The organism is Pseudomonas sp. S3_E10 (assembly GCF_054667615.1).
In genome coordinates, this window is sequence record NZ_CP162743.1 from 1,480,687 (window position 1) to 1,507,196 (window position 26,510).

Here is a 26,510-nt window from a genome sequence, read left to right on the forward strand (position 1 = left end):
ATGCGCCATAGGTAGGGTGTGCCTGGGTGCAACCCGACCGTTCAAACAACGACCGCCCGTTTCGGGGCGGCCGTCGCGGTTTAGCTGCAAGCCATTGAGAACACGCCGAAAACCTCAACCGGTGTTGCGCAAACCAGCGGCGATACCGGCCACGGAGACCAGCAGCGCCTGTTCCAGAGGGCTGTCCTGTGCCGCTTCCTGCTGGCGCGAACGTGCCAGCAACTCGGCCTGCAACAAGTGCAGCGGGTCGAGGTAGGTGTTGCGCAGGCGGATGAACTCCAGGGTGTCAGGGCTATGGGCCAGCAGTTGCGACTGGCCGGTCAGGCCAAGCACCACGTCGCAGGCCTGCGACAATAGGTCGCGCAAATGCGCACCCAATGGCAACAGGTCGGGCTGCACCAGGCGCTCATCGTATAAACGCGCGATATCGGCATCGGCCTTGGCCAACACCATTTCCAGCATATCGATGCGCGTACGGAAGAACGGCCACTGCTCGCGCATCTGCCCCAGCAGTTCGCCCTCGCCACGCTCCAGAGCCTTGCTCAAGGCGGCTTCCCAGCCCAGCCAGGCGGGCAGCATCAGGCGGGTCTGGGTCCAGCCGAAGATCCACGGGATGGCACGCAGGCTTTCGATACCACCGGCGCGGCGCTTGGCCGGGCGGCTGCCCAACGGCAAACGGCCGAGTTCCTGCTCTGGGGTGGACTGGCGGAAATACTCGACGAATTGCGGGTTTTCCCGCACCACGGCGCGGTAAGCGCTGACACCGTCCGCGGCCAGTTCGTCCATCAAATGCCGCCAGGCAGGCTCGGGTGGCGGCGGAGGCAACAGCGTCGCCTCCAGCACCGCCGCCAGGTAAAGATTGAGGTTCTGTTCGGCGATGTCCGGCAGGCCGAACTTGAAGCGGATCATTTCGCCTTGTTCAGTCGTACGGAAACGCCCCGCCACCGAACCCGGCGGCTGCGACAGAATCGCCGCGTGAGCCGGGCCGCCACCGCGCCCGACGGTGCCGCCGCGACCATGGAACAACAGCAGTTCCACCTGTTGTTCGCGGCAGATGTCCACCAGCCGTTCCTGCGCCCGATATTGCGCCCAGGCGGCGGCGGTGGTGCCGGCATCCTTGGCCGAGTCGGAGTAGCCGATCATCACTTCCTGCGGCCCCTGCAACCGCGCGCGGTAACCCGGCAGCAGCAACAATCGCTCGATCACGGGGCCGGCGTTATCCAGGTCGGCCAGGGTTTCGAACAGCGGCACCACGCGCATCGGCCGTTGCACGCCCGACTCTTTAAGCAACAGTTGCACCGCCAGCACATCCGAGGCGGCGCCGGCCATGGAGATGACGTAGGAGCCCAACGAGGCGGCCGGTGCGGCAGCGATCTCCTTGCAGGTATTCAATACTTCAGCGGTATCCGCCGACGGTTTGAAATAACCCGGCAGCAGCGGACGACGGTTGGCCAGTTCCTTCATCAGGAAGCTGATGCGTGCGTCTTCGTCCCAGTCCTCATAGCGGCCCAGGCCCAGGTAATCGGTGATTTCAGTCATTGCCGCGCAATGGCGACTGGAATCCTGTCGCACGTCCAGGCGCACCAGGAACAAGCCAAACGTCACGGCCCGGCGCAGGCAGTCGAGCAACGGGCCATCGGCGATCACCCCCATGCCGCATTCATGCAGCGACTGGTAGCACAGCTCCAGCGGCTCCAACAGATCGCGGTTGTTCTGCAACACTTCAGCCGGTGCCGGCGTACTGCTGCCCAACGCGGTATGGGCCCACTGGCGCGTGGCGCGCAGGCGTTCGCGCAGTTGCTTGAGCAAGGCGCGGTAGGGCTCGACGCTGTCGCCGACCTTGGCCTGCAATGCCGGGCTGGCTTTTTGCATCGACAGTTCGGACGCCAGGTGATCGATATCGCGCAGGTACAAATCGGCGGCCATCCAGCGCGCCAGCAACAACACTTCGCGCGTCACCGGTGCGGTCACGTTCGGGTTGCCATCACGGTCGCCGCCCATCCAGGACGCAAACCGGATCGGCGCGGCCTCAAGCGGCAGGCGCAGGCCGGTGGCGGCGTGCAAGGCCTGGTCAGCCTTGCGCAAATAATTGGGGATGGCGTGCCACAACGAATGCTCGATGACGGCAAAGCCCCACTTGGCTTCGTCCACCGGGGTGGGCCGGGTGCGGCGGATTTCTTCGGTGTGCCAGGCTTCGGCGATCAACCGTTGCAGGCGCTGGCGGATCTGTTCGCGCTCGGCCGTGGTGAGGTCGCGGTGGTCCTGCAGCGCCAATTGCGCGGCGATGGCATCGTATTTCTGGATCAGGGTGCGGCGCGCCACTTCGGTGGGGTGGGCGGTGAGGACCAGTTCGATCTCCAGGCGCCCCAATTGACGGGCCAGGGACTCGTTGCTGTGACCTTCGCTTTGCAGGCGCGCCAGCAGTTGCGGCAACACCCGAGACTCGAACGGCGCCGGTTGCGACTCATCGCGGCGGTGAATCAACTGGTACTGTTCGGCGATATTGGCCAGGTTGAGAAACTGGTTGAACGCCCGGGCCACCGGCAGCAGTTCGTCTTCCTGCAATTGGTTGAGGCTGCTGCTCAGTTCATCGCCGGCGCCGCGGCGGTCGGCCTTGGCGCCTTTACGGATCTGCTCGATCTTGTCGAGAAAATCAGCGCCGTACTGCTCTCGAATGGTGTTGCCCAGCAGTTCACCCAGCAGGTGAACATCCTCACGCAAGCGTGCATCGATATCACTCATCAGCCAATCTCCAGCCAGAAATCCGGGACGCGCAGGTGTGTCAGAGTGCCGCCAGCCTCGTTTTATGACAAGACTTTAAACCTTGCGGCGTGCAGCTAGTCTCACTGTTGAGTCGTCGCGTTTATCCACGCGGGCGACTGGTCACTCATCACCGCCCGCTATCGTGGGTTTTATTGAGGTTGCCATGAAAATTCGAGAACTGGCCCAGCATTGGGAAGAGAACGCCAAGGGTCGCCTGACCAAGACCGAGTACGCGATCCACCTGGATGTAGAAGCTGCCGCGCGGCTGGCGGCCATCGCCGAAATGTATCCCAAGCGCCACCCCGAAGAACTGCTCGGCGAGCTGATCGGCGCCGCCCTTGAAGAGTTGGAAGCCAGCTTTCCCTATATCAAGGGCCAGCACGTCATCGCCACCGATGAGGAAGGCGATCCGCTGTACGAAGACGTCGGCCCTACCCCGCGCTTTCTCACCTTGTCACGGCGTTACCTGCACGATATGGCTGCCGGCGCCGACAAACCCAAGCACTGATAAAACCCCGCCACACCCTTTTACGCCGGGCCTTGGTAAAGGCCCGGCGTACCGCTGCGCCTGCCGAAAGTTCCAAGTTTTTACGCTGACCATTCAGTCAGATATTTTTTTAGGCAAATCGCCATCTTCTCTGAACTATTCAAAAAAGCCGCCAGTCACAGCCAGTAAGCCATCACTTGGAACGGTCGTTTAAAAGGGCACCATGAGCGTTACCGTCGAGCCCTGAACCGTTGACCCACAGCGATGGATTTTGAAGTTTTTCAGGAGTTATCCAATGGAGTTGAAGACGATGAAGACCAGCACTGCCAAATCCACGTTTAACCACTTGCGCGGGCTCAAATTGGCCGCGCTGGCAATCGGCACCAGCTTCGTTTTGGCTGGCTGCGCCGGCAACCCTCCGACCGAGCAATACGCGGTGACTCAATCGGCGGTCAACAGCGCTGTGAGCGCCGGCGGCACTGAGTACGCGGCCGTAGAAATGAAGTCGGCCCAAGACAAGCTCAAGCAAGCTGAACTGGCTATGCATGACAAAAACTACGATGAAGCCCGTCGCCTGGCTGAACAAGCCGAGTGGGACGCTCGCGTTGCAGAGCGCAAAGCCCAGGCCGCCAAGGCTGAGCAGGCCGTGAAGGATTCCCAGAAGGCTGTTGACGAGCTGCGTAAGGAAGGCATGCGCCCGGCGGCTATCCAGCAGAAATAAGCCACGCGCCTTGACTGCATCGCACCCGATATCGAATTGAAAGGACGACACGATTATGCGTAAACAATTGATGATCCCTGCCCTGTTGGCGATGAGCGTTGCCCTGGCGGCGTGCTCTACCCCGCCGAACGCGAACCTGGAAAACGCACGAACCAACTTCTCGGCCCTGCAAGCCAACCCGAACGCAACCAAGGTTGCCGCTCTGGAAACCAAGGACGCCCAAGACTGGCTGGACAAGGCCGACAAGGCGTACCGCGACAAGGAAGACCAGAAGAAGGTCGACCAACTGGCCTACCTGACCAACCAGCGGGTTGAAGTAGCCAAAGACACCATCGTGCTGCGCGAGTCCGAAGCCAAGCTGAAAAACGCCGGTGACGAACGCGCCCGCGCCCTTCTGGATGCCCGTGATGCACAGATCAAGCAACTGCAAGACAGCTTGAATGCCAAGCAAACCGATCGCGGCACCCTGGTGACCTTTGGTGATGTGCTGTTCGCCACCAACAAGGCCGACCTCAAATCCAGCGGCCTGGTGAACATCAACAAACTGGCGCAGTTCCTTCAGGAAAACCCTGATCGTCAGGTGATCGTTGAAGGCTACACCGACAGCACTGGCAGCGATGCCTACAACCAGAGCCTGTCGGAGCGTCGCGCCGCGTCGGTGCAGGTCGCGCTGATCAAGATGGGCGTTGACCCGCGCCGCATCGTGACTACCGGTTACGGCAAGGAATACCCGGTTGCCGATAACGGCAGCGTGTCGGGCCGTGCCATGAACCGTCGCGTTGAAGTGACCATTTCCAACGACAACCAGCCGGTCAAGCCACGTTCGTCGATGACGAACTGATTGATCCAGCCTGAAAAAAAACCCACCTGACGGTGGGTTTTTTTGGGTCAGCTCACTATTTGGCGACCGTTGTCACTGTCCGGCATCAGCGCTTCCATACCCTGGCGCCCCGACATCATCTTGCTGATCCGCTCTTGATCCACTTGACCGTCAGCACCGCCACCGCCCTGAGCGCCATCCGAAAGCATCTCCATCAGTTTCTTGAGCACGTCCGGGTCTATTTTTTCCTGGCGCTGGACAGTGCCTTGGGCGGCGTCCTGTCCCAGTCGTTCATGGCCCCTGGCCATTCTCAACATCTTGCCTATGGCAGCGATATCCATCTTTTACTCTCCAAAGTTCCGTATTCGTAAGTGATCTGCCAGTCGCACTGACAGACCCGTCAGTGGCGCCCTACGAAAAACGGTTCCAGATGTTTCCAGCTATTGGCGCGATCCTCCTATTGCTGCAGTTGCGGGGTTTCCTGCCCCATGCAGCGCACGGCTTGCTTCTTGTTGTTTACCAGCACGCCACTCAGGCCCTTTTGCTCGGTGTCGAACATCACCAGCACACCGTCCACACATTGCGCCACTTGGGCCGCCGGGGTCAGGGAGATCTTGTAGTCCTCGCCGGGTACGGTCTTGAGCATGGTGAAGTCACTGAGCAGCAGCGCATCCTGCGGCTTGGCAAAGTGCAGGTAGCCGTAGTACCACAGGCAACCGACGGTACCGATGATGGTGCCGATGCCAGTGAGGATCAGCGGGATCATGTTGCGTTCTTCGCTCATTGCGGGCTCTCTGATCAATCAACTTTAGAAGTGGGGTAGTTCGCGATTTCGCCCAGGCGACGCAGGCCATTGAAGTGTTGCGGGTCATCCAGATAGCGCAGCATCACGGTTTGCCAGGTTTTGTCGGCAAAGGTCTGCACATGCCCACCGCGCGTCAGTTGCAACACCCTGGGCGGCGGCGCGGCCTGGTACAGGCGGATGCCATTGGCCAGCGGCACGATCGGATCATCCAGGCTGTGGAACAACAGTTTCGGCACGCCGGTCAGTTGGGGCATGGCGTTGATTGCGCTGTCGGCATCCGGCACCAGCCAGGACAAAGGCACTTGTAACGGCCATGTTAACCAGGAGGTGCTCAGGGCGAATTGTCCTACGTCACGATAACTGGCGGGCACGCCGTCCAGCACCAGCGCCTTGAGCCTGGCCTGGCGCTCGGGGTGCGCCGCCAGGTAATGCACCGCCAGCGCGCCGCCCAGGCTCTGGCCGAGGACGATCAACGGTTGGCCCTGGGTTTCGGGAGCCTCGTCGATCCAACTGAAGGCGGCGTCTACATCCTGGTAGATCGCGGGAAGCGAGGGTTTGCCCTCCGACAAGCCGTACCCGCGATAGTCCAGCAGCAACACTTGATAGCCCTGCTCGGGCAGCCACCAACTCCCCCCAGGTGCCAGGCCAGGTTACCGCCGTTGCCGTGCAGGTGCAGCACCGTGCCCTTGAGCGGCACGCCCGGCTTGGCCGGCAGCCACCACGCGTGCAACTTCACGCCATCGGCGGTGGTAAGGGTGACGTCGCGGTAGGCAAGCCCGGCCTTTTGCGGTGTGAACGGCAGGCCCGGTTCGGGGTAGAACAGCAGTGAGCTGCAGCCGTTCAGTGTGAGTAGCAGGCACAGAATGCCGAGGATTCTCATCCGTTGAAGCCTCGTGATTGAGTTGGAATATGCCGACTTGTGCAGATCCACTGTGGGAGGGGGCTTGTTCCCTCCCACAGTGAGCCGGTTTCGTCTGTCATATCTGTTACAGGATGTTGGAGTAATCCGCCTCAATCCGGTCCAGGCTCAGGTGGTTGAGGAAGTTGGAGAAGCACATCCACGCCGCCAGCGCATTCATGTCGCGGAACTGTTCGGGCAGGTACTTGGGCGGCACCACCAGGCCTTCGTCGACCAGTTGGCGCAGGGTGCGCATGTCTTCCAGGGTGGTCTTGCCGCAGAACAGCAACGGCACTTGCTCCAGCTTGCCCTTACGCACGGCCAGCTGGATGTAGTTGTAGACCATGATAAAGCCCTTGAGGTAGGACAAATCCTTGGTAAACGGCAGGCCATTGGGCACCGAACCACGGAACACCCGACTCGCGTTGCCATAGCTCTCGGCCATTTCAAAGCCTTGCTCGCGGAAGAACTCGAACACCTGCAGGAAGTCGGCGCCCTCCTCCACCATATGGATGGCGCGGGTGCGGTTGGTCAGTTTGCGCAGGCGGCTGGGGTAGGACGCGAACGTGATGATCTCCATCAGGATCGCCAGGCCCTCCTGGGTCACGGTGGACGACGGCGGGCCCTTGGACAGGAACGTGCAGATCGGCTGGTTCTGGCCGTTCAAGGTAGTGCCGACGTGGACCAGGCCTTCATGCACTTCCAGGGCACGCACGTCACGGCTGTTGAACATCGCGTCGGCGCGGATCTTGATGTAGTCGGCCCCCGCCGCCGCGTCGGCGACGATACCGTCGGACTCAAACACGCGGATGGTTTCCTCGGCCTCGCCAAACACCTTGTTCAGGCGGGTTTGCAACAGCGCGACGGCGTCTTTGGCGGTGAGGGTCTTGGCTTCGTCCTTGAGGTCGCCACGCCCGTCGATATTGTTCAGGTAGTCGGAGAGCATCAGGCCAAGGTCGGCCAGGGTCGGGTCACCGGCGTGGAAGGCGTCGGAGGCGGCGCCGTAGAGTTCCTGGGAGATCAGGCCGAAGTCCTCGGTGCCGCGTGCTTCGAGCATGCGCACCACCATGCGATATTCACGGCACATGCGGCGCATGATCTGCCCCACCGGGCTGAACTGGCCGAGCCGGCGGGTGATGTCACGCTCGATGTTCTGGAACTCCAGCTTCACCGCGCTGGAGTCGAACGACAGCGGCCGGTTCAGGTAATAGTCGCGGTCCACCGCAGGCATCGCCTTGCCCTTGGCCTTGAGAAAGCCCTGGCGAATGTTGTCGTCCCACTTCACGGCGTCGAGCACGCGAATCGGTGTTTGCGCCAGCACAATGCGATCGGACAAGCTGCGTATCGTCTGCTGGTAATCGTCCACCGGGGGCTTCCTTCTTTAAACGTTATTTGCCCGCACGCTGGTAGCGCACGGCTTCAACGAACACATCGGCGTTGGCCGGGTTATCCAGGTAGGCAAACACCTGCTCCATCGGGCTGTCCACCAATACGCCGTCGCCTTCGACGGTTTCTACGGTGTGGCCGCGCAATGCCTGCTGGCCGATGGCTTGGTGGATTTGCTCCAGATCGAGGTTGTAGACCACCAATTCGTGCTTTTCGTTGATTTCGAAGCCCGCCAGAATAAAATGCCCGCCCAGCTTGGCCGGCAAAGGTGCCGACAGATACCAGCGGCTGCCATGGCGCGACACGCTGAACAGGTACTCATCCCGCTGGCCCGGCTTGGCGACAGGGTAGCTCACGGCTTTATATCGCTGCTCGCCCGCGCGGGTGATGTGCAGGTTGAGCGGCTCGCCCCAGGCGTTTTTGCTGGCCCACTTGCCCAGTAGTTCAGCCGGCGCCGTATCCTGCGTTGCCAGCGGCGACTTGAAGGTCACCAGGCAACCGCTGAGCAACAGTAACGACAAGGCGACTACCGCGATACGCCAGGTTTTCATGTAATACCCCGTCAGATGTGAGGCGCCGACACACCAGCTCCCACATAAAGCAGATCGTGCATGGGGCCAGGCTAGACCGAGGCCAACACCAAATGCATGTAGCGCTTGAGAATCTCAAGCATCTCTTCACCGGTCAGAGGCTCTGCGCCGCCCAGCAGGCCCTGATATTCCATCCGACTGATAATCGCCGTCAACACCTTGGCGTCCTGTTGCGGCTCGCGGGAGCCCAATACCTGAAAAAACTGCCCGGTGCCCTGCAACAGGATCTGCTGGTGAGAGCGCACCAGTTCAGCCAGGCGGGGGTTCAGCAGCGCTTCCTGGCGGAAGGCCAGCTCGGCCATCAGGTAGTCGCGACGGTTGGTCAGTTGGCGCAGCACGTAGTCGGCGGTCAACCGCGCAATGTCATCGGCCAACTGCGAGCGCGACGCTGCGCTGCCATCGCCATAGGCGACCATCTCGCGCAGCAAGCCTTCGTTGCGTACCCACAGCTTGCCCATGTACGCGGCGCTGCGCTCCACGTACTGGGCGAAGGTATCGGTGAGCAGGTCGTCGATGTCCTTGAAGTAATAGGTGGTGGCCGACAACGGCACCCCCGCCTCCGCCGCCACCGCCCGATGGCGCACGGCACGCACGCCATCGCGCACCACGATGCGCATGGCCGCGTCGAGAATGTCTTGTCGGCGCTGTTCGCTGCCTCGACGGCTGGCCTTGCGGCCCTGGTACTGGACGCTTTCAGCCACGGCAGCAGCGATGCCGGCGGCGCCTTCTTGTGCGGTTACGCGGTTCACCAAACACATCCTTGAGAGTAAAAAACCTGGCGTCGTTTGCTTGACGCTTATAAACGCCACATAAAAAAGCCGCCTTATAAAAGGCGGCTTCGGATTTCGCTACGGTTACGCTTGTGGCCGCATATGCGGGAACAAGATCACATCGCGGATCGATGGCGAGTTGGTCAACAACATCACCAGACGGTCGATGCCGATGCCTTCGCCGGCCGTTGGCGGCATGCCGTATTCCAGGGCACGTACGAAGTCAGCGTCGTAGTGCATCGCCTCGTCGTCGCCGGCGTCCTTGTCGGCCACCTGCGCCATGAAGCGCTCGGCCTGATCTTCGGCGTCGTTAAGCTCGGAGTAGGCGTTGGCGATTTCGCGGCCACCGATGAACAGCTCGAAACGGTCGGTGACGTTCGGGTTGTCGTCGTTGCGACGCGCCAGCGGCGACACTTCGAACGGGTACTGGGTAATGAAGTGCGGCTGTTCCAGCTTGTGCTCCACCAACTCTTCGAAAATCATCACTTGCAGCTTGCCCAGACCTTCGAAGCCCAGCACCTTGGCGCCGGCTTTCTTGGCAATGGCACGAGCCTTGTCGATGTCGTTGAGGTCGTCAGCGGTCAGCTCAGGGTTGTACTTGAGGATCGAGTCGAATACCGACAGGCGCACGAACGGTTCGCCGAAGTGGAACACCTTGTCGCCGTACGGCACGTCGGTGCTGCCCAGGACCAACTGCGCCAGCTCGCGGAACAGTTCTTCGGTGAGGTCCATGTTGTCTTCGTAGTCGGCGTAGGCCTGGTAGAACTCCAACATGGTGAATTCAGGGTTGTGACGGGTCGAGACGCCTTCGTTACGGAAGTTGCGGTTGATCTCGAAGACCTTTTCGAAGCCGCCCACCACCAGACGCTTGAGGTACAACTCAGGCGCGATGCGCAGGAACATTTCCATGTCCAGGGCGTTGTGGTGGGTTTCGAACGGTTTGGCCGCGGCACCACCGGGGATGGTTTGCAGCATCGGGGTTTCCACTTCCAGGAAGTCGCGCTGCATCAGGAAGCTGCGGATGTGGGCGATGACTTGCGAACGCACGCGGAAGGTCTGGCGCACGTCTTCGTTGACGATCAGGTCAACGTAGCGCTGGCGGTAGCGCTGCTCGGTGTCGGTCAGGCCGTGGTGCTTGTCCGGCAGGGGGCGCAGGGACTTGGTCAGCAGGCGCACGCTGGTCATCTCGACATACAGGTCGCCCTTGCCCGAACGGGCCAGGGTGCCTTCGGCCGCGATGATGTCGCCCATGTCCCAGGTTTTCACCGAGGCCAGGGTTTCTTCAGGCAAGGTTTTGCGGTTGACGTAGACCTGGATACGCCCGGTCATGTCCTGGATCACCATGAACGAGCCACGGTTGAGCATGATGCGACCCGCCACCTTGACCGGGATCGCAGCCTCTGCCAGCTCTTCCTTGGTCTTGTCCGCATACTGCTTCTGCAAGGCATCGCAGTAGTTGTCGCGGCGGAAGTCGTTGGGGAAGGCGTTACCCTTGGCGCGCTCGGCAGCAAGCTTTTCCTTGCGCAGGGCGATCAGGGAGTTTTCTTCCTGTTGCAGGGCTTGCGGGTCGAGTTGTTGGTCGCTCATGTCTTTTGAAATTCCATTACAGGTTCGTTGCCCCCACTGGTGGCGGGGGACTTGGGTCTTGGCTGACGGTTTACAGCCCTGATTTCAAGCTGGCTTCCAGGTATTCGTCGATATCGCCGTCGAGCACCTTGTCGCAGTCGCTGCGTTCGATGTTGGTACGCAGATCCTTGATCCGCGACGCGTCGAGCACATAAGAACGGATCTGGTGACCCCAGCCGATGTCCGACTTGGTGTCTTCCAGCGCCTGGGAAGCGGCGTTGCGCTTCTGCATTTCCTGCTCGTACAACTTGGCCCGCAGCATTTTCATGGCGGTGTCCTTGTTCGCGTGCTGGGAGCGCTCGTTCTGGCAACTGACCACGGTGTTGGTCGGTACGTGGGTAATACGTACGGCCGAGTCGGTGGTGTTTACGTGCTGGCCACCGGCACCGGAGGAGCGGTAGGTGTCGATACGCAGGTCGGCCGGGTTGATCTCGATTTCGACTTTGTCGTCGATCTCTGGCGAAACGAACACGGCCGAGAACGAGGTGTGGCGGCGGTTGCCGGAGTCGAACGGGCTCTTGCGCACCAGACGGTGTACGCCGATCTCGGTACGCAACCAGCCAAAGGCGTATTCACCCTTGATGTGCACGGTAGCGCCTTTGATACCCGCGACTTCGCCGGCCGACAGTTCCATGATGGTCGCGTCGAAACCGCGCTTGTCGGCCCAGCGCAGGTACATGCGCAGCAGGATGTTGGCCCAGTCCTGGGCTTCGGTGCCGCCGGAACCGGCCTGGATGTCCAGGTAGGCGTTGTTCGGGTCCATTTCGTGGCTGAACATGCGGCGGAATTCGAGCTTGGCGAGGTTTTCCTCGAGACGGGCCAGCTCGGCGACGACATCGCCCACTGCGCCTTCGTCGTCTTCTTCGACGGCCATGTCCAGCAGGTCACGGCAATCGGCCAGACCGGTGTTCAGCTCGTCGAGGGTATCGACGATCTGCGCCAGCGCAGCGCGCTCGCGGCCCAGTTCCTGGGCGTATTCAGGTTTGTTCCAGACACTCGGATCTTCAAGCTCGCGATTGACTTCGGTCAGACGCTCATGCTTTTGATCGTAGTCAAAGATACCCCCGAATAGTTTCGGAGCGCTCGGACAGGTCCTTGATGGTGTTAAGGATCGGGTTGATTTCCATGGCGGGCAGCACTCGTTGGCGAACTTTTGAAAGCCGGCGAGTATAACGGCAAACGGGCGGGAGCGGCAGCCCGCTTGGCGAAAAGGCCAGTGTTTACACACGATTCACCGAATAACCGCGATCACATGTGGGGGCTTGCTCCCGATGAGGGCCTGTCAGTTGATGAAGCTGTGCCCGCCTCGAATTACTCGATGCCGACCAGATTGCGCCCGTTGTGCTTGGCGGTATACAAGCCCTTGTCCGCCGCCATGATCAATTTTCGGCAATCGGTGCCCTGCACCGGTGTCATCGTCGACAGCCCGATACTGACGGTCAGGCTCGAGCCTTCAACCGGGGCTATGTGCGGGATCTTCAGCGCGGCCACGGCCATGCGCAGCTTCTCGGCCACCAGACGCGCCCCACCCGGCGAGGTGTTCGGCAACACCAGGGCAAACTCTTCGCCGCCATAGCGCGCCGGCAGGTCCGAGGGGCGACTGCTTGCTCCACGGATGGTGTCGGCGACTTTGCGCAGCGCTTCATCGCCCTCGACGTGGCCGAAGCTGTCGTTGTAGGTCTTGAAGAAGTCCACGTCGATCATCAGCAGCGATAGCTGGGTCTGGTCACGCATGGCGCGGCGCCACTCCAGTTCCAGGTATTCGTCGAAGTGGCGACGGTTCGACAGCCCCGTCAGGCCATCGGAGTTCATCAGCCGTTGCAGCACAAGGTTGGTGTCCAGCAGCTGTTGCTGGCTGACCCGCAGCGCACGATAAGCCGCATCGCGCTGCAACAGGGTCATATAGGAGCGCGAGTGATAGCGGATACGTGCCACCAGTTCGATGTTGTCCGGCAGTTTGACCAGGTAATCGTTGGCCCCGGCCGAAAACGCCGCGCTCTTGATCAACGGGTCTTCCTTGGTGGAAAGCACGATGATCGGGATGTTCTGCGTGGCCGGGTGGTTGCGGTATTCACGCACCAGGGTCAGGCCGTCGAGGCCTGGCATGACCAGGTCCTGCAGGATAACCGTCGGTTTGATGCGAATGGCCTGGGCAATCGCCTGGTGCGGGTCGGCGCAGAAGTGGAAATCAATATTCTCTTCATGGGCCAGGCCGCGTCGCACGGCTTCGCCGATCATGGCCTGGTCGTCGACCAGCAATACCATGGCGGCGTTTTCGTCAGTCTTGATGCCATCGATCTGTAAATCATTCATGTGCAGTCACCTGAATTACTGCCTGCAAGCCAGCGCTGCCAAAGACCCTGCTCATTGTGCAAAGACCTCCAGCAACCGGGGCGCAATTCTATCCAGTGGGCGAATTTCAACAGCAGCATCAATTGCCGCCGCCGCTTTGGGCATGCCATACACCGCGCAGCTTTGCTGATCCTGGGCGATGGTCAAATATCCTTGTTCCCGCATCAACTTGAGGCCTTGAGCACCGTCGCGGCCCATGCCGGTCAGCAGTACGCCGACCGCATCGCCACTCCAGTAGCTGGCCACGCTTTCGAAAAAAACGTCGATCGACGGCCGGTAAATCTCATTCACCGGCTCGGCGGTGTAGGCCAGCGTTCCGTTTTTGAGTAACCGAATATGGTGGTTGGTACCCGCCAGCAGCACTACCCCGCCTTGCGGCGGTTCGCCTTCACGGGCCAGGCGCACCGGCAACCCGGAGGCACTGCTCAGCCACTCAGCCATGCCGGCGGCGAACACCTGATCCACGTGTTGCACCAGCACAATGGCGGCGCAAAAGTCGCGGGGCAAGCCCTTGAGCAGGATCTCCAGGGCTGCGGGGCCACCGGCCGAGGAGCCGATAGCCACCAGGCTCTGGCGTTTGCCGGTATGGCGCGCCGGCGTGGTTTCGGCCCGTACGCGACTGCCACGCTGGCCGATCAACCAGCCGATATTGAGGATTTTGCGCAGTAACGGCGCCGCCGCATCCTTGGGGTTGCCCACGCCCAGCGCCGGGGTGTCCACCACGTCCAGGGCGCCATGCCCCATGGCTTCGAAGACCCGGCCCATATTGGCCTGGCGGTCGACGGTCACCAGCAGGATCGCGCACGGCGTCTCGGCCATGATCTGTCGCGTGGCCTCCACCCCGTCCATCACCGGCATGATCAGGTCCATCAGGATCAGGTCCGGCGTCAGCTCGGCGCAGCACCGCACCGCTTCCAGGCCATTGGCGGCCACCCACACCAGTTGGTGCGCGGGTTCGAAGCTCAAGGCACGGCGCAACGCCTCTACCGCCAGGGGCATGTCATTGACGATCGCGATCTTCATGCCCGCGCGCCTCCGATCAACTCGACCACGGCATCGAGCAGCGCGTCATCGTGGAAACTGGCCTTGGCCAGGTAGTAATCGGCGCCGGCGTCCAGGCCACGGCGACGATCTTCTTCTCGGTCTTTGTACGACACCACCATCACCGGCAATGATTGCAGGCGAGTATCACGGCGCAAGAGTGTGACCAATTCAATACCGTCCATGCGAGGCATATCAATGTCAGTGATCAAAAGGTCGAAGTCTTCGGAGCGCAAGGCGTTCCAACCGTCCATACCGTCGACCGCCACAGCCACTTCGTAACCACGATTAAGCAGCAATTTACGTTGCAACTCCCGCACGGTGAGCGAGTCGTCCACCACCAGCACGCGTTTGCGCGGCGCCTCGGTGGCCTGCTGGCTGCGCCGGGCGATACGTTCCAGGCGACCGGTGTTGAGCAATTTGTCCACCGAACGCAGCATGTCTTCCACATCGACGATCAGCACCACCGAGCCGTCGTCCAGCAAGGCACCGGCGGAAATATCCTGGACCTTGCCCAAACGCGCATCCAACGGCAACACCACCAGGGTGCGTTCGCCGACAAAACGCTCCACGGCGATACCGTACACCGCATCGCGCTCGCGTATCACCACCACCTTCAAGGTTTGATCATTGTTCTGCCCCGGCGGGCGCTGTAACAACTGGCTGGCGGCGACCAGGCCGACATGCCGGCCTTCGTGCCAGAAATGCTGGCGGCCTTCCAGTTGCACGATGTCTTCGGGGGCCAGGTCGCACATGCGCTCGATGTGCGCCAATGGAAACGCGTAGGCTTCTTCGCCGACTTCCACCACCAGGCTGCGCACCACCGACAAGGTCAGCGGCACCTCCAGATGGAACCGGCTGCCCTGCCCCGCCGTCTGCTCCAGCACCACCGCGCCGCGTAACTGGCGCACCATATGCTGCACCGCGTCCAGCCCGACGCCGCGCCCGGACACTTCGGTGACCTTGTCGCGCAGGCTGAAGCCCGGCAGGAACAGGAACGTCAGCAGTTCCTCTTCGCTCAGGTTCAGCGCCGTTTCCAGGGTCGAAAGGTGGCGATCCACAATGCTGCCGCGCAGGCGCTCCAGGTCGACACCATTGCCATCGTCGCTCAGTTCCAGCACCAGCAACCCGGCCTGGTGGGACGCGCGCAGGCGGATCAGCCCTTCGGCCGATTTACCCGCCAGCAGGCGCTGTTCAGGGGTTTCGATGCCGTGGTCGACGGCATTGCGGAGCAAATGGGTGAGTGGCGCTTCGAGCTTTTCCAGCACGTCGCGGTCGACCTGGGTTTTTTCGCCTTCGATCTCCAGGCGCACCTGCTTGCCCAGGCTGCGGCCCAGGTCCCGCACCATGCGCGTTTGCCCGGCCAGCACATCGGCAAACGGGCGCATGCGGCACGCCAGTGCGGTGTCGTAGAGCACCTGGGCACGCTGCCCGGCCTGCCAGCCGAACTCATCCAGTTCGGCGACTTTTTCCGCCAGCAAGGCCTGGGCTTCGTTCAGCAAGCGGCGGGTATCGGCCAGGGCTTCCTGGGCTTCAAGGTTCAGGGCCAGCGGCTTGAGCTGGCCGTCCAGGACGTCGAGGGCGCGCACGCTCTGGCTTTGAATGCGCTTGAGGCGCTGCATGCCGGCCAGGTAGGGCTTGAGGCGCTGGGTTTCCACCAACGACTTGCTGGACAAGTCCAACAGGCTGTTCAAGCGCTCGGCGGTCACACGCAATACGCGCTCGCCGCCTTCGGTCATGTGTTTGTTCTGGCGTGGCGTGTCGCCGACGACCGGCGGCGCAGGCTCCGGGTCCGGCGCCAGCGCTTCAACGACGGGGGCGGGTACGGCGGGCGGCGGCGCGACTTTGGCGGTCGGCTGCGAGGGGTCGAGCAGGCGCTCCATCAGCACCACATAAGCGTCGATATCCGCCGGGCCCAGGCTGTTGCCCGGCGTGGCTATGCGCATCAGCAGGTCGGTGCCTTGCAGCAAGGCGTCGATATGTTCGGGTTGCAGGTACAGGCGGCCTTCCTGGGCACTGACCAGGCAGTCCTCCATCACATGCGACACGCTCACCCCGGCGTCTATGCCGACAATGCGCGCCGCGCCCTTGAGCGAGTGCGCCGCACGCATGCAGGCCTCGAGCTGGTCGGCCTGGGTCGGGTTACGTTCCAGGGCCAGCAGCCCCGCGCTCAGCACCTGGGTCTGCGCATCGGCTTCCAGGCTGAACAGTTCCAGCAGCGAGGCATCGCGCATCTGGTCGGGGGTCATGTGAGGCTCCGAGTCACGGCGGACAACAATTGCGCCTCGTCCAGCCAACGCAGGCTGCGGCCCTTCCACTGCAATACCCCCTGGGTAAAGCGTGCGCTGGCCTGGGCGCCCGAGGCCGACGCGGCGTCCAGGGTGCGCTCGTCGATAGCGTGGATGCCGTCCACTTCATCCACCGGCACCACCACCGGCCCATCCTGCGCGGCGATGATCAACATGCGCGGCATGACTCGCCCACCGCCGGTGCCGTTGCCGGTGGTGTCCAGGCCCAGCAGTTCCACCAGCGACAGGCACGCCACCAGCGCGCCACGCACATTGGCCACGCCGAGCAGCGCGCGCGAACGCTGGTGCGGCAGCGAGTGGATCGGTTGCAACGGTGCCACTTCCACCAGGCAGCGGGTGGCAATCCCCAGCCATTCTTCGCCGAGGCGAAACATCAGCAAGGAGCGGGTCACGATCTCTTCGTCGACCTTGGCGGCCGTCGGGCGGCGGTCATCCTGCTGCAAGGCATAACGGTCCAGCAAGCGCGTAGCGGCCGCCGAGTAAACCGAGCAATTGCGACAATGGATGTGATCCACCAGCAGCGGGCACGACTTGTCGCCGTGAATACCGATGCGGTTCCAGCAATCGTCGATGGCTTGGGTATCGGCCAGCGTCAGGTCGAGGCCGGCGGTGTCGAGCGCGTCAGGGCTACTCATCGTTTGGACTCACTGTCAGCTCGCTCGCTACGGGCGGCCCGCGCCTGCAAACGGCGCGCCCCCGCGCTGTCGCCCTGGGACTCAAGCAACGCGGCCAGGTGCATCAAGGCCTGCGGATGCTGGGGTTCCAGGTACAAGGCTTTTCGATAATACCCCTGGGCTTGCAGGGCGCTGCCGTCCACATCGCTGAGCAGCCCCAGCCAGTAAAACACCTGGGCGGCCGGCGGGTGGCTGCTCAAATACTGATCGCACGCGGCCCGCGCCTCGGCACTTTTGCCCTCATTGGCCAGGGTGGCGATACGGCTGAGCAAGGTGCTTGCATCGGCGAGCGCCGGCTTGATCGGCACGACGTGCGCGCTGGCGGTGCTGAACGGTCGCGGCTTGACGGGGATGGGTGCCGCACTGCGCGGCGGCAGGGGCATGGGCACAAAGGTTGGCGCAGGCGCCACCGGCTCCGCATGCCGGCTGAACGCGAATGACTGCGGCACGCCAATCGAGCGCATGCCATGGCGCCCCAGCAGGCTGCCCTCGGCCGGGCCGATAAACAGCACCCCGTCCACGTGGGTCAGGCCCTTGAGCACATCGAACACTTGCTGCTGGGTCGGCTGGTCGAAATAGATCAGCAGGTTGCGGCAAAACACGAAGTCATAACTCGCCTCATGGGCCAGCAGCGCCGGGTCGAGCAGGTTGCCGACTTGCAAGCGCACCTGTTCGCGCACGCGGTCGGCGATGTGATAACCGTCGCCGCACTCCACAAAATGGCGCTCGCGAAACGCCAAGTCGCCACCGCGAAAGGAGTTCTTGCCGTACACACCCCGTCGCGCGCGCTCCACCGACAGCGGGCTGACGTCCATTCCCTGCACCTTGAACTGGTGCGGCGCCAGGCCCGCATCGAGCAAGGCCATGGCGATCGAATAGGGTTCTTCGCCGGTCGAACACGGCAGGCTGAGGATGCGCAGCGCGCGCATCTGCTTGATCTCCAGCAGGCGCGCCTTGGCCAGTCGGGCCAGGGTTGCAAAGGACTCGGGGTAACGGAAAAACCAGGTTTCGGGGACGATCACCGCTTCGATCAGCGCTTGCTGTTCATCTTCGCTGCTTTGCAGGTGCTGCCAGTACTCGCCTGCGGTTTGCGCCTGCACCGCCTGGCTGCGTTGGCGCACCGCGCGCTCAATGATCGCTTCGCCGACCGATGCGACGTCCAGGCCGATACGTTCTTTCAAGAAGACAAAGAAGCGTGGGTCGTGGCTCATAGGCTCAGCTCGGCAGAAAACAACAAGGCGCGCACTTCATCGGTGAGCAGGTCATTCACGCTGATCCACTGCATCAGGCCCTGCGCGTCTTCGCGCACGGGCCCCAGGTACGGCGCCTGGCGGTTGTCCAGGCCGTAGGGCTGGAACTGCGCCGGGTCGCAACGCAGGGTGTCGGTGGCCTGCTCCAGGATCAGCCCCAGCCAGCGCGCTTCTATCCACGGGTGCGGCTGGTAATTGACCAGCACCAGCCGCGTGCTGGTGCGGGCCTGGGCCGGGGTGCCGAAGGTCAATGCGCTGAGGTCGATCACCGGCACCAGCGCGCCGCGATGGGCAAAGATGCCCGAGACCCACAGCGGTGCATGGGCGATCGGCTTAAGCGGCAGGCGTGGCAGCACTTCGGCCACTTCGGTGGCCTTGAGGGCATACCGTTCACTGCCGATGTGAAACACCAGGAACAACGCCTTTTTCGCTGCCAGGACGGCGCCGCGTTTAGCCGCGAGGTCGCTCATCAGACTTTGAAACGCGAAACGCCGCCGCGCAGGCCCACCGCAACCTGGCTCAGCTCATCAATCGCAAAACTGGCCTGGCGCAGGGACTCCACCGTCTGGCTGCTGGCATCGCCCAGTTGCACCAACGCGTGGTTGATCTGCTCGGCACCGGTGGCCTGGGCCTGCATGCCTTCGTTGACCATCAACACGCGCGGCGCCAGCGCCTGCACCTGGTGGATGATCTGCGAGAGTTGCTCGCCCACCTGCTGCACTTCGAACATGCCACGACGCACTTCCTCGGAAAACTTGTCCATGCCCATCACCCCGGCGGAGACCGCCGACTGGATCTCGCGCACCATCTGCTCGATGTCGTAGGTGGCCACGGCGGTCTGGTCGGCCAGGCGGCGCACTTCAGTGGCGACCACGGCAAAACCGCGTCCATATTCACCGGCCTTCTCGGCCTCGATGGCCGCGTTGAGCGACAACAGGTTGGTCTGGTCGGCCACCTTGACGATGGTCACCACCACTTGGTTGATGTTGCCGGCCTTCTCGTTGAGGATCGCCAGCTTGGCGTTCACCAAGTCGGCGGCGCCCATCACCGAGTGCATGGTCTCTTCCATGCGGGCCAGGCCCTGCTGGCCGGAACCGGCGGCCACCGAAGCCTGGTCGGCGGCGGTGGACACTTCGGTCATGGTGCGGACCAAGTCTTTGGACGTGGCGGCGATTTCCCGCGAGGTGGCGCCGATTTCGGTGGTGGTGGCAGCGGTTTCAGTGGCCGTGGCCTGCTGCTGCTTGGAGGTGGCGGCAATCTCTGTCACCGAGGTGGTCACCTGTACCGACGAGCGCTGGGCCTGGGACACCAGGGCCGTCAGTTCGGTCATCATGTCGTTGAAGCCGGTTTCCACGGCGCCGAATTCGTCCTTGCGCTCAAGGTTCAGGCGCTTGCTCAGGTCACCGGTCCGCATGACCTCAAGGATTTCGACGATACGCTGCATCGGCGCCATGATTGCGCGCATCAGCAGCAGGCCGCACAGGCCGGCGGCGAAGAGGGCCACGAGCAGCGACAGGAACATGCTGATTTTCGCGGCGGACACCGCATCATCAATGGCGTTGGTCGCACGGTCGGCGACATTCTTGTTTTCGGTAATGATGTCGTTGAGCTTCATCCGGCCTGCGGTCCAGGCCGGAGTCAGTTGCGTGTCGAACTCTTTGCGCGCGGCCGCGACGTCACCGCGCTGCAAGCTTTCTTTCACGGTGGCCAGGCTCTTGTTGTAGAGCTGGTGCAAGGTTTCGAATTTGTCGAACTCGGAACGGTCGTCACCGGCGGCGATGGTTTTCTCGTAGAGCGCCATCTGCTGCAGCATGCGCGTTTCGAAGCTTATGAACTCGGCCTTGTCGGCATCGCTGAGCTTTTTATCTTCGCGCAGGCCCAGAAGTTCCAGGGTATGCAGGTAACTGTCGACCCACGCGCTGCGGATCATCGAACTGAGGTACACCCCCGGCACCGCATCGTCGCGCACCGCGACTTCGCTGGATTCGATCTTCATCAACCGCGAATACGAGACCACAACCATGAGCAGCATGATGGCGATAATGACCGCAAAGCTTGCCAAGATGCGTTGGCGCAAGGTCCAATTCTTCACAGTAATTCCTCGGAGGGCCATTCAAATGGAGGGCAGTATAGCCGAGCGCAAGCCCTCATAAATCAATGGGTTTGGATGCAGCGCTCGCAAATTGCAAAAACACCCCGGGGTATTGCACCAGACGGGGTGCCTGATATAAGCGCAAAGGCTCAGAGGGTGGCTTGGCGCACTTGCTTTTCCAGCTCCAGTTTCAAACCTGGTTCAAGCTTGAGTTGACGCGCCAATTCGTCCAGATAGGCCTTTTCCATGAAGTTTTCTTCGTCCACCAACATCACGCTGGCGATATACATCTCGGCGGCCATTTCCGGGGTGCCGGCCGCTCGCGCCACGTCGGCCGGGTCCAGCGGTTTGTTCAGTTCGGCGTGCAGCCAGCTTTGCAGTTCGCGGTCATTGTCCAGTTTGGTGAATTCACCCTCGATCAGTGCGCGCTCGCGCTCGTCCACATGCCCGTCGGCTTTTGCCGCGGCCACCAGCGCCTTGAGGATGCCCTGGCTGTGTTGCTCGACCTGGGCCGGTGGCAGGCGGTCAATGGTTTGCGGTTCGCCCCGAGGGGCGCCGGCCTGATTGGCCTGCCAGTTGCCGTAGGCCTTGTAGGCGATCACGCCCAGCGCCGCCAGCCCGCCATAAGTGAGGGCCTTGCCGCCGAATTTGCGCGCCTTTTTGTTGCCCAGCAACAGGCCCATGGCGCCGGCCGCCAAGGCACCGCCACCCGCGCCGCCGAGCAGGCTGCCCAGCCCACCGCTGCCGAGCAAACCGCCCAATGCGCCTTTATCGTCCTGCTTACGTTGGCCGCCAGCTTTGTTTTGCAACATGTCCTGGCCCGATTTGAGCAACTGATCGAGCAATCCACGGGTGTTCATAAAAGCCTCCAGACACTTGGGTTCATAGGACCAATAGGCCACCAGCGTAAAACTAAGTGCCAAAAAACCCCGATCTAGAGTGCTTCCAGATGTAACGCCGGTGCCGTTCGCTAAAATCGATATACACTCGATCAAATCTATAAAAACACCCCACCGGTAATTCCAGCATGATGACCCTGCGTCAAATCCGGCACTTCATTGCCGTGGCCGAGACCGGTTCGATCTCCGCCGCCGCGCAAACCGCGTTCATCTCCCAATCGACCCTGACCCTGGCGATCCAGCAATTGGAGCAGGAAATCGGCGTCAACCTGTTCAACCGCCACGCCAAGGGCATGACGCTGACCCACCAGGGCCACCAGTTCCTGCGCCAGGCGCACCTGATCCTCGCCACCGTCGACAACGCCAAGCGCAGCCTGCAACAGAGCACCGACCAGGTGGCTGGGCAGCTGATCATCGGCGTGACCAGCCTGGTCGCCGGCTATTACCTGGCGGACCTGCTCACCCGTTTCCAGCGTGCCTACCCCAATGTGGAACTCCGCGTGATGGAAGACGAGCGCCCGTATATCGAGCATTTGCTGGTCAGCGGCGAGATCGACGTGGGCGTGCTGATCCTCTCCAACCTGGAAGACCGCCATGCGTTGCAGACCGAAGTGCTGACCCATTCGCCCCATCGCCTGTGGCTGCCGGCGCAACATCCGCTGCTGGAGCACGACAGCATCAACCTCGCCGATGTGGCGCGCGAGCCGCTGATCCAACTGAACGTCGACGAAATGGGCCACAACGCCCAGCGCCTGTGGACCAGCGCAGGGTTGCAACCGCGCGTCACATTGCGCACGGCATCGACGGAAGCCGTGCGTAGCCTGGTTGCCGCAGGCCTGGGCGTGTCGATCCAGCCCGACATGACCTACCGGCCCTGGTCACTGGAGGGCGACATCATTGAAGCGCGGCCCATTGCCGACCTCAGCCAGACCCTCGACGTAGGCCTGGCCTGGCGCCGTGGCACGGCAAGGCCCGCGCTGGTCGACCCATTCCTTACCGTGGCCCGGGAGCAGCCACACCCACGCAAGTCATCTATTTAATCGAATGCTGCATTCAGTATTTAGTATTTGTTGAGCTCGTGCCTGGCCTCTAGTCTCTGTTGATCCCCTAAGAGAAGGTCAGGCGCCTTGTAAGAGAACGCCCATGACCGCACAAGAAAAGAGATCACGAAAAATGTCCGGCGCGCCCACTCCGCTGCTCACTGCGTTGCTGATCGACGGCGAACTGGTCCCTGGCCAAGGGTTTGTCGAGCCGATCCTCAACCCGGCCACCGGCGAAGTGCTCACCCAGATCGCCGAAGCCAGCCCCGAGCAAGTCGAAAGCGCCATCCTGGCCGCCCACCGTGCATTTGCCGGTTGGTCGCGCACCACGCCGCAGCAACGCTCCAACATCCTGCTCGGCATCGCCGATGCCATCGAAAAACAAGCCGACTACCTGGCCCGCCTGGAATCCCTGAACTGCGGCAAGCCGCTGCACCTGGCGCGCCAGGATGACTTGAGTGCCACCGTCGACGTGTTCCGCTTCTTCGCCGGTGCCGTACGTTGCCAAACCGGCCAGCTCAGCGGCGAATACCTGCCGGGCTACACCAGCATGGTGCGGCGCGACCCGATTGGCGTGGTGGCGTCCATCGCCCCATGGAATTACCCGTTGATGATGGCCGCCTGGAAAATCGCCCCGGCACTGGCCGCCGGCAACACCTTAGTGTTCAAGCCGTCGGAGCACACGCCGTTGTCGATCCTCGCCCTGGCGCCGGCCCTGAAGGATTTGTTACCACGCGGGGTGATCAACATCCTGTGTGGCGGCGGGGAAGGCGTCGGCAGCCACTTGGTCAGTCACCCGAAAGTACGCATGGTCTCGCTGACCGGCGATATCGTCACCGGGCAAAAGATCCTCCAGGCCGCCGCCAAGACCCTCAAGCGCACCCATTTGGAACTGGGCGGCAAGGCCCCGGTCATTGTGTGCAACGACGCCGACCTGCAAGCCGTGGTCGAGGGCGTGCGCGCTTACGGTTATTACAACGCTGGCCAGGATTGCACCGCCGCGTGCCGTATTTACGCCCAGGCCGGTATCCACGACACCTTGGTCGCCGAACTGGGCGCAGCGGTCAGCAGCCTGCGTTTTGCCGGCAAGCGCGATGCCGACAATGAACTGGGCCCGCTGATCAGCACGCGCCAGCGCGACCGCGTGGCCAGTTTTGTCGAACGCGCCCTCGGCCAGCCGCATATCGAACGCGTCACCGGTGCCGCCGTGCATTCCGGGGCGGGCTTTTATTACCAGCCGACCTTGCTCGCCGGCTGTAAACAGAATGATGAAATCGTGCAGCGCGAAGTGTTCGGCCCGGTGGTCACCGTGACGCGGTTTGACGAGCTGGAACACGCGGTGGACTGGGCCAACGAGTCCGAATACGGCCTGGCCTCGTCGGTGTGGACGCAAAACCTGGACAAGGCCATGCAAGTGGCGGCGCGTCTGCAATACGGCTGCACCTGGATCAACAGCCATTTCATGCTGGTCAGCGAGATGCCCCACGGCGGCTTGAAGCGCTCGGGGTATGGCAAGGATCTGTCCAGCGATTCGCTACAGGACTACAGCGTGGTGCGCCACATCATGGCTCGCCACGGCCAGCATCTTTAAAACAACAACTACGCTCATGCGTCACCGGTTCAAAACACTGCCCCGACCATAATTAAAGAAGAGGGAACCCCCATGTCCGCGCACAAGACAGCATTACTCAGCGCCTTGACCACCGCGCTGCTGGCCAGCGTCAGCGTTCAGGCCGCCGAACCGCTCAAGGCCGTTGGCGCAGGTGAAGGCCAGTTGGATATCGTCGCCTGGCCCGGCTATATCGAACGCGGCGAAAGCGACAAGGCCTACGACTGGGTCACCGGTTTCGAGAAGGAAACCGGCTGCAAGGTCAACGTGAAAACCGCCGCCACCTCGGACGAAATGGTAAGCCTGATGGCCAAGGGGGGTTACGACCTGGTCACCGCGTCGGGTGACGCATCGCTGCGCTTGATCGCCGGCAAACGGGTGCAACCGATCAACACCGCGTTGATCGCCAACTGGAAAAACATCGACCCGCGCCTCAAGGACGGGCCGTGGTACGTGGTAGGCCAGCAAACCTACGGCACCCCTTACCAATGGGGCCCGAACGTATTGATGTACAACACCAACGTGTTCAAGACCGCGCCCACCAGTTGGGATGTGCTGTTCAAGGCGCAGAACCTGCCGGACGGCAAACCGAACAAGGGTCGCGTGCAGGCCTATGACGGCCCGATCTACATCGCCGATGCGGCGCTGTACCTCAAGTCGACCAAGCCGGAGCTGGGTATCCAGAACCCGTACGAACTGACCGAAACCCAATACAAGGCCGTGCTCGACGTGTTGCGCGCCCAGCAACCGCTGATCCACCGCTACTGGCACGACACCACCGTGCAAATGAGTGACTTCAAAAACGAAGGCGTGGTGGCCTCCAGCGCCTGGCCGTATCAGGTCAACGGCCTGCAAAACGAGAAGCAGCCGATCGCCTCGACCATCCCGAAAGAAGGCGCCACCGGTTGGGCCGACACCACCATGTTGCACAGCGAGGCCAAACACCCCAACTGCGCCTACAAGTGGATGGACTGGTCGCTGCAACCCAAGGTCCAGGGCGATGTGGCCGCCTGGTTCGGCTCGCTGCCGGCGGTGCCCGCAGCGTGTAAAGAGAGCGAACTGCTCGGCGCCGAAGGCTGCAAGACCAACGGGTTCGACCAGTTCGACAAGATCGCCTTCTGGAAAACCCCGCAGGCCGAAGGCGGCAAGTTCGTGCCGTACAGCCGCTGGACCCAGGATTACATCGCGATCATGGGTGGGCGCTGAGGCCCTTCAGACAACATAGGCCCCTGTGGGAGGGGGCTTGCTCCCTCCCACACTGACCGTATTCACAGATCTGTTGTTTTTTCAGAAGCCCAGGCCGGGCCGCTGCGACGGCCCATGCTTTTTTGGAGCACCGCACCATGACGCTTGCAGTCCAATTCACCCACGTTTCTCGTCAGTTCGGCGAAGTAAAGGCCGTTGACCGGGTTTGCATCGATATCCAGGACGGCGAGTTCTTTTCCATGCTCGGCCCTTCGGGCTCGGGCAAGACCACCTGCCTGCGCCTGATCGCAGGCTTCGAGCAGCCGAGCGCGGGCTCGATCCGTATTCATGGCGAGGAAGCCGCCGGCTTGCCGCCCTACCAGCGCGACGTCAACACCGTGTTCCAGGATTACGCGCTGTTCCCCCACATGACCGTGCGCGACAACGTGGCCTACGGCCTCAAAGTCAAAGGCGTGGGCAAGGCCGAGCGCCTGAGCCGTGCCGAAGAAACCCTGGCCATGGTGGCCCTGGGCGGCTATGGCGAGCGCAAACCGGTGCAACTCTCCGGCGGCCAACGCCAACGCGTAGCCCTGGCCCGCGCGCTGGTCAATCGCCCGCGGGTGTTGCTGCTCGACGAACCGTTGGGCGCCCTCGACCTCAAGCTGCGCGAACAGATGCAAAGCGAGCTGAAAAAGCTGCAACGGCAATTGGGCATCACGTTTATCTTCGTGACCCACGACCAGACCGAAGCGCTGTCAATGTCCGACCGCGTGGCGGTATTCAACAAAGGCCGCATCGAACAGGTCGACACCCCGCGCAACCTCTATATGAAACCGGCCACCGCGTTCGTGGCGGAGTTTGTCGGCACCTCCAACGTGATTCGCGGCGAGCTGGCCCAGCTGCTGAGCGGCAGTGCGCAGGCGTTTTCGATCCGCCCGGAACACGTGCGTTTTGCCGAAGGCCCGGTGGCGGCCGGTGACGTGGAAATCAGCGGTGTGCTCCACGACATCCAGTACCAGGGCAGTGCCACGCGCTACGAGTTGAAACTGGCAAACGGCCAGGCGCTGAACATCAGCCAGGCCAACAACCAGTGGCTCGATACCAGCAGTGCGCATCAGGTCGGCCAGACCATCACCGCACGCTGGGCGCGGCAAGCCATGACGCCGCTGGCCGACAGCACAGGCGAGGTGTGA

General features: G+C 62.2%; 23 protein-coding genes and 1 pseudogene. 7 read left to right on the forward strand and 17 right to left on the reverse strand.

From position 1 onward, the window contains the following. Positions 1–114: 114 nt before the first annotated feature. Positions 115–2,742: a phosphoenolpyruvate carboxylase gene (gene ppc / locus AB4N98_RS06610; RefSeq protein WP_017529729.1), complete on the reverse strand. Its 2,628-nt coding sequence runs from the start codon at positions 2,740–2,742 to the stop codon at positions 115–117. Positions 2,743–2,926: 184 nt separating this feature from the next. Between ppc and AB4N98_RS06615 the strand changes: the two genes are divergently transcribed. The 3 genes from AB4N98_RS06615 to AB4N98_RS06625 all read left to right on the forward strand — a co-directional run bounded on the left by AB4N98_RS06615 (position 2,927) and on the right by AB4N98_RS06625 (position 4,812). Continuing rightward, on the forward strand, positions 2,927–3,271 hold the full coding sequence (locus AB4N98_RS06615) for a hypothetical protein (protein WP_017529730.1): 345 nt from the start codon (positions 2,927–2,929) through the stop codon (positions 3,269–3,271). Between the two features lie 274 nt (positions 3,272–3,545). Continuing rightward, positions 3,546–3,971, forward strand: coding sequence for a DUF4398 domain-containing protein (locus AB4N98_RS06620; protein ID WP_017529731.1), 426 nt, complete (start codon positions 3,546–3,548; stop codon positions 3,969–3,971). A gap of 55 nt (positions 3,972–4,026) precedes the next feature. Beyond that, entirely contained in the window at positions 4,027–4,812 is a 786-nt protein-coding gene (locus AB4N98_RS06625) for an OmpA family protein (RefSeq protein ID WP_017529732.1), read from the forward strand. A 47-nt stretch (positions 4,813–4,859) separates the two neighbouring features. On the opposite strand, the gene AB4N98_RS06630 is transcribed toward AB4N98_RS06625, so the two are convergent. The 16 genes and pseudogenes from AB4N98_RS06630 to AB4N98_RS06705 form a co-directional block, all read right to left on the reverse strand. Continuing rightward, positions 4,860–5,132: a hypothetical protein gene (locus AB4N98_RS06630; protein ID WP_116078341.1), complete on the reverse strand. Its 273-nt coding sequence runs from the start codon at positions 5,130–5,132 to the stop codon at positions 4,860–4,862. 116 nt (positions 5,133–5,248) lie between these two features. Continuing rightward, on the reverse strand, positions 5,249–5,575 hold the full coding sequence (locus AB4N98_RS06635; RefSeq protein WP_017529735.1) for a hypothetical protein: 327 nt from the start codon (positions 5,573–5,575) through the stop codon (positions 5,249–5,251). A 14-nt stretch (positions 5,576–5,589) separates the two neighbouring features. Continuing rightward, positions 5,590–6,476, reverse strand: a pseudogene (locus tag AB4N98_RS06640) (alpha/beta hydrolase). Positions 6,477–6,582: 106 nt separating this feature from the next. After that, the gene (locus AB4N98_RS06645; protein WP_017529737.1) at positions 6,583–7,860 is read right to left on the reverse strand and encodes a flavohemoglobin expression-modulating QEGLA motif protein; all 1,278 of its coding nucleotides are present in this window, start codon (positions 7,858–7,860) and stop codon (positions 6,583–6,585) included. A 22-nt stretch (positions 7,861–7,882) separates the two neighbouring features. Then, on the reverse strand, positions 7,883–8,431 hold the full coding sequence (locus AB4N98_RS06650) for a hypothetical protein (protein ID WP_017529738.1): 549 nt from the start codon (positions 8,429–8,431) through the stop codon (positions 7,883–7,885). Positions 8,432–8,502: 71 nt separating this feature from the next. Further along, positions 8,503–9,219, reverse strand: a complete 717-nt coding sequence (locus AB4N98_RS06655; RefSeq protein ID WP_017529739.1) for a TetR/AcrR family transcriptional regulator — start codon at positions 9,217–9,219, stop codon at positions 8,503–8,505. Positions 9,220–9,324: 105 nt separating this feature from the next. Beyond that, positions 9,325–10,827 carry a lysine--tRNA ligase gene (lysS, locus tag AB4N98_RS06660; RefSeq protein ID WP_065877178.1) on the reverse strand — a complete coding sequence of 501 codons (1,503 nt, stop codon included), beginning with the start codon at positions 10,825–10,827 and terminating at the stop codon, positions 9,325–9,327. A 70-nt stretch (positions 10,828–10,897) separates the two neighbouring features. Then, positions 10,898–11,993, reverse strand: a protein-coding gene (prfB, locus tag AB4N98_RS06665; RefSeq protein WP_100226016.1) for a peptide chain release factor 2 whose coding sequence is annotated in 2 segments (ribosomal slippage) — positions 10,898–11,920 and positions 11,922–11,993 — 1,095 coding nt in all. Because the reading frame shifts where the segments join, the coding sequence is not laid out codon by codon here. Positions 11,994–12,177: 184 nt separating this feature from the next. Further along, the gene (locus AB4N98_RS06670; protein WP_017529741.1) at positions 12,178–13,179 is read right to left on the reverse strand and encodes a diguanylate cyclase; all 1,002 of its coding nucleotides are present in this window, start codon (positions 13,177–13,179) and stop codon (positions 12,178–12,180) included. A 51-nt stretch (positions 13,180–13,230) separates the two neighbouring features. After that, on the reverse strand, positions 13,231–14,241 hold the full coding sequence (gene cheB, locus AB4N98_RS06675) for a chemotaxis response regulator protein-glutamate methylesterase (protein ID WP_017529742.1): 1,011 nt from the start codon (positions 14,239–14,241) through the stop codon (positions 13,231–13,233). Then, the gene (locus AB4N98_RS06680; RefSeq protein ID WP_460149322.1) at positions 14,238–16,508 is read right to left on the reverse strand and encodes a response regulator; all 2,271 of its coding nucleotides are present in this window, start codon (positions 16,506–16,508) and stop codon (positions 14,238–14,240) included. Before AB4N98_RS06680 ends, cheB begins: the two co-directional genes overlap by 4 nt. After that, the gene (locus tag AB4N98_RS06685) at positions 16,505–17,203 is read right to left on the reverse strand and encodes a chemotaxis protein CheW (RefSeq protein WP_137219934.1); all 699 of its coding nucleotides are present in this window, start codon (positions 17,201–17,203) and stop codon (positions 16,505–16,507) included. The genes AB4N98_RS06680 and AB4N98_RS06685 overlap by 4 nt, the downstream gene beginning before the upstream one ends. Then, positions 17,200–18,453 carry a CheR family methyltransferase gene (locus AB4N98_RS06690; RefSeq protein ID WP_065877181.1) on the reverse strand — a complete coding sequence of 418 codons (1,254 nt, stop codon included), beginning with the start codon at positions 18,451–18,453 and terminating at the stop codon, positions 17,200–17,202. Before AB4N98_RS06690 ends, AB4N98_RS06685 begins: the two co-directional genes overlap by 4 nt. Beyond that, the gene (locus tag AB4N98_RS06695; RefSeq protein WP_017529746.1) at positions 18,450–18,962 is read right to left on the reverse strand and encodes a chemotaxis protein CheW; all 513 of its coding nucleotides are present in this window, start codon (positions 18,960–18,962) and stop codon (positions 18,450–18,452) included. The genes AB4N98_RS06690 and AB4N98_RS06695 overlap by 4 nt, the downstream gene beginning before the upstream one ends. Next, entirely contained in the window at positions 18,962–20,584 is a 1,623-nt protein-coding gene (locus AB4N98_RS06700) for a methyl-accepting chemotaxis protein (protein WP_460149323.1), read from the reverse strand. The genes AB4N98_RS06695 and AB4N98_RS06700 overlap by 1 nt, the downstream gene beginning before the upstream one ends. A gap of 149 nt (positions 20,585–20,733) precedes the next feature. Continuing rightward, positions 20,734–21,444 (reverse strand): tellurite resistance TerB family protein, encoded by a 711-nt coding sequence (locus tag AB4N98_RS06705; RefSeq protein WP_017529748.1) that lies wholly within the window; start codon positions 21,442–21,444, stop codon positions 20,734–20,736. 167 nt (positions 21,445–21,611) lie between these two features. Between AB4N98_RS06705 and AB4N98_RS06710 the strand changes: the two genes are divergently transcribed. The 4 genes from AB4N98_RS06710 to AB4N98_RS06725 all read left to right on the forward strand — a co-directional run bounded on the left by AB4N98_RS06710 (position 21,612) and on the right by AB4N98_RS06725 (position 26,510). Next, the gene (locus AB4N98_RS06710) at positions 21,612–22,523 is read left to right on the forward strand and encodes a LysR family transcriptional regulator (protein WP_460149324.1); all 912 of its coding nucleotides are present in this window, start codon (positions 21,612–21,614) and stop codon (positions 22,521–22,523) included. A 103-nt stretch (positions 22,524–22,626) separates the two neighbouring features. After that, the gene (locus AB4N98_RS06715) at positions 22,627–24,114 is read left to right on the forward strand and encodes a gamma-aminobutyraldehyde dehydrogenase (RefSeq protein WP_080598170.1); all 1,488 of its coding nucleotides are present in this window, start codon (positions 22,627–22,629) and stop codon (positions 24,112–24,114) included. A 72-nt stretch (positions 24,115–24,186) separates the two neighbouring features. Then, positions 24,187–25,338: a putative ABC transporter substrate-binding protein YdcS gene (gene ydcS, locus AB4N98_RS06720; RefSeq protein ID WP_065877183.1), complete on the forward strand. Its 1,152-nt coding sequence runs from the start codon at positions 24,187–24,189 to the stop codon at positions 25,336–25,338. Positions 25,339–25,475: 137 nt separating this feature from the next. Then, complete coding sequence (locus AB4N98_RS06725) at positions 25,476–26,510, forward strand: ABC transporter ATP-binding protein (RefSeq protein ID WP_460149325.1); 1,035 nt, start codon at positions 25,476–25,478, stop codon at positions 26,508–26,510.

What these genes read in the sequence shown, in the direction of transcription:
- ppc (WP_017529729.1), bottom strand. Translation starts at nt 2,742, where the DNA reads ATGAGTGATATCGATGCACGCTTGCGTGAGGATGTTCACCTGCTGGGT.
- AB4N98_RS06615 (WP_017529730.1), top strand. Translation starts at nt 2,927, where the DNA reads ATGAAAATTCGAGAACTGGCCCAGCATTGGGAAGAGAACGCCAAGGGT.
- AB4N98_RS06620 (WP_017529731.1), top strand. Translation starts at nt 3,546, where the DNA reads ATGGAGTTGAAGACGATGAAGACCAGCACTGCCAAATCCACGTTTAAC.
- AB4N98_RS06625 (WP_017529732.1), top strand. Translation starts at nt 4,027, where the DNA reads ATGCGTAAACAATTGATGATCCCTGCCCTGTTGGCGATGAGCGTTGCC.
- AB4N98_RS06630 (WP_116078341.1), bottom strand. Translation starts at nt 5,132, where the DNA reads ATGGATATCGCTGCCATAGGCAAGATGTTGAGAATGGCCAGGGGCCAT.
- AB4N98_RS06635 (WP_017529735.1), bottom strand. Translation starts at nt 5,575, where the DNA reads ATGAGCGAAGAACGCAACATGATCCCGCTGATCCTCACTGGCATCGGC.
- AB4N98_RS06650 (WP_017529738.1), bottom strand. Translation starts at nt 8,431, where the DNA reads ATGAAAACCTGGCGTATCGCGGTAGTCGCCTTGTCGTTACTGTTGCTC.
- lysS (WP_065877178.1), bottom strand. Translation starts at nt 10,827, where the DNA reads ATGAGCGACCAACAACTCGACCCGCAAGCCCTGCAACAGGAAGAAAAC.
- AB4N98_RS06670 (WP_017529741.1), bottom strand. Translation starts at nt 13,179, where the DNA reads ATGAATGATTTACAGATCGATGGCATCAAGACTGACGAAAACGCCGCC.
- cheB (WP_017529742.1), bottom strand. Translation starts at nt 14,241, where the DNA reads ATGAAGATCGCGATCGTCAATGACATGCCCCTGGCGGTAGAGGCGTTG.
- AB4N98_RS06680 (WP_460149322.1), bottom strand. Translation starts at nt 16,508, where the DNA reads ATGACCCCCGACCAGATGCGCGATGCCTCGCTGCTGGAACTGTTCAGC.
- AB4N98_RS06685 (WP_137219934.1), bottom strand. Translation starts at nt 17,203, where the DNA reads ATGAGTAGCCCTGACGCGCTCGACACCGCCGGCCTCGACCTGACGCTG.
- AB4N98_RS06690 (WP_065877181.1), bottom strand. Translation starts at nt 18,453, where the DNA reads ATGAGCCACGACCCACGCTTCTTTGTCTTCTTGAAAGAACGTATCGGC.
- AB4N98_RS06695 (WP_017529746.1), bottom strand. Translation starts at nt 18,962, where the DNA reads ATGAGCGACCTCGCGGCTAAACGCGGCGCCGTCCTGGCAGCGAAAAAG.
- AB4N98_RS06705 (WP_017529748.1), bottom strand. Translation starts at nt 21,444, where the DNA reads ATGAACACCCGTGGATTGCTCGATCAGTTGCTCAAATCGGGCCAGGAC.
- AB4N98_RS06710 (WP_460149324.1), top strand. Translation starts at nt 21,612, where the DNA reads ATGATGACCCTGCGTCAAATCCGGCACTTCATTGCCGTGGCCGAGACC.
- AB4N98_RS06715 (WP_080598170.1), top strand. Translation starts at nt 22,627, where the DNA reads ATGACCGCACAAGAAAAGAGATCACGAAAAATGTCCGGCGCGCCCACT.
- ydcS (WP_065877183.1), top strand. Translation starts at nt 24,187, where the DNA reads ATGTCCGCGCACAAGACAGCATTACTCAGCGCCTTGACCACCGCGCTG.
- AB4N98_RS06725 (WP_460149325.1), top strand. Translation starts at nt 25,476, where the DNA reads ATGACGCTTGCAGTCCAATTCACCCACGTTTCTCGTCAGTTCGGCGAA.